Consider the following 1,909-nt stretch of genomic DNA (forward strand, 5'->3'; position numbering starts at 1 on the left):
GGGCCGCGCGCCCGCGGGACGCGCGGCCCGTCGTGACTCCTCGAGCGGGTCGGCGGGCGGGCCGGCTCAGGCCGAGCGGTAGGCGCCGGCGTCGAGGTCCTCGATCAGGGTCGGGCCGCTCGGGGCCCAGCCGAGCAGCTCGCGGGTGGCCGCCGACGACGCCGCCATGTCGAGCGAGAAGAAGCCGCCGATCCAGCCGAAGTGCTCGGCCGCGCGGTCGGCGGGCACCGACTCGACGGGCAGGTCGAGCATGCGGCCGACGGCCTCGGCGATGGCGCGCGTCGTCATGCCCTCCTCGGCGACGGCGTGCAGCACGGTGCCGGAGTCCGCCGCGGCGCCCGGGCTCCCCGCCGCGGCGCCGGGGAGCCCTGCCGCGGCGCCCGACCGCGGTCCGGCTCCGGCCGCGTGCTCGAGGCCGAGGGCGACGAGTCGGCCGGCGTCCGAGCGGTGGACGGCCGGCCAGCGGTTGGTGCCGTCGCCGGGATAGGCCGAGACGCCCCTGTCACGGGCGACCGCGACGATCGAGGCGATGAACCCGTGGTCGCCGGTGCCGTGGACGGTCGGGGCGAAGCGCAGGCTGACCGCTCGCACGCCGCGGTCGAGCGCGCCGAGCGCCAGGTTCTCGGTACCGCCGCGTGGCGCCTGCGGCCCCTCGTGCGGCGACCGGTCGGCCTCGGTGCTCGGTCGGCCCGCGGCCAGGCCCGCCACCCCGGAGGCGAGGAGGAACGGACGGTCGGTCCCCTCGAGGACCGAGAGCAGCGCCTCCACGGCTCCCCGTTCGGCCCGGTTCGAGGCGGCCGGGTCCGACCAGTCGTGCTTGTTGGCGAGGTGGACGACGGCGTCGGCGTCGGCCGCCCCGAGGCGGAGGGCGTCGAGGTCGTCGAGGTCGCCGCGGCGGACCTCGACCCCCTCGGCCTCGAGGGCGGCGGCCGAGGCGTCCGAACGGGCGAGCCCGACGACCTCGTGGCCGGCGGCCGTGAGCTCGGAGACCGTGGCCGAACCGATCCAGCCCGATGCTCCTGTGACGAAGACCCGCATGAGAACTCCTATTCCGCTCGATCCGACCGACGGACCGAGCATCTGATGTCAGCGACTGTCATCAGCCGCCGAACCGACGCTACACCCGATGTCAGTCGCTGTCATCACCTGGCCGGCCCAGGCTAGACTCGCGGCCATGGCCCGCTGGCGATCCGACACCCGAGAACGCCTGCAGGCGGCGGCACTGCACCTCTATCTGAGCCGCGGCTACGACGAGACGACGGCCGCCGACATCGCCGAGGCGGCGGAGGTCACCGAGCGCACGTTCTTCCGTCACTTCGCCGACAAGCGCGAGGTCCTGTTCGACGGACGGGAGTTCCTCACGACCGCGTTCGTCGACCGGGTGGCGTCGGCGCCGTCCGACGCCGAGCCCCTGGCGATCATCGCGTCGGCCCTCGACGGCGCGGCGGCGTTCTTCGCGCCCGAGCGCCGGGAGTGGTCGCGTAGCCGGCAGCGGATCATCGACGCGAACCCGGCGCTGCAGGAGCGCGAGCTGCTCAAGCTGGCCGGGCTGGCGGTCGAGATCGCCGAGGCCCTGCGCACCCGAGGGGTGGAGGAGCCGGCCGCGACCCTGTCGGCGCAGTCGTGCCTCACGGTGTTCGGCGTCGCCTTCGCCGCATGGGTCGCCGACGGCGAGACGCGCCCCTTCGGCGACATCGCACGGGCGACGCTGCACGAGCTCACCCGGGTCACGGCCGGCCCCGACGCCCGCTGACCCGCCCCCGCTCGCACGGAGAGTCACGAGAGGCCGCGCGCCCGGTGGGACGCGCGGCCTGTCGGGACTCCTGGAGCGGGGTGCCGGTGCGGGGTGCCGGCGCGGGCCGGCGAGGGCCGGCGAGGGCCGGGCGAGCCGGGCCGGCACTGGCGGGGG

At 76.2% G+C, this 1,909-nt stretch carries 2 protein-coding genes; one reads left to right on the forward strand and one right to left on the reverse strand.

The window, feature by feature from the left end; translation table 11 throughout:
- Positions 1–66 precede the first annotated feature (66 nt).
- Positions 67–1,038 carry an SDR family oxidoreductase gene (locus tag FFA01_RS15765; protein ID WP_146857132.1) on the reverse strand — a complete coding sequence of 324 codons (972 nt, stop codon included), beginning with the start codon at positions 1,036–1,038 and terminating at the stop codon, positions 67–69.
- A 136-nt stretch (positions 1,039–1,174) separates the two neighbouring features.
- On the opposite strand from FFA01_RS15765, the gene FFA01_RS15770 reads away from it, so the two are divergent.
- Positions 1,175–1,753: a TetR/AcrR family transcriptional regulator gene (locus FFA01_RS15770; RefSeq protein ID WP_146857133.1), complete on the forward strand. Its 579-nt coding sequence runs from the start codon at positions 1,175–1,177 to the stop codon at positions 1,751–1,753.
- Positions 1,754–1,909 lie beyond the last annotated feature (156 nt).

It is taken from the genome of Frigoribacterium faeni (genome assembly GCF_007988805.1).
Taxonomy (GTDB): Bacteria; Actinomycetota; Actinomycetes; order Actinomycetales; family Microbacteriaceae; genus Frigoribacterium; species Frigoribacterium faeni.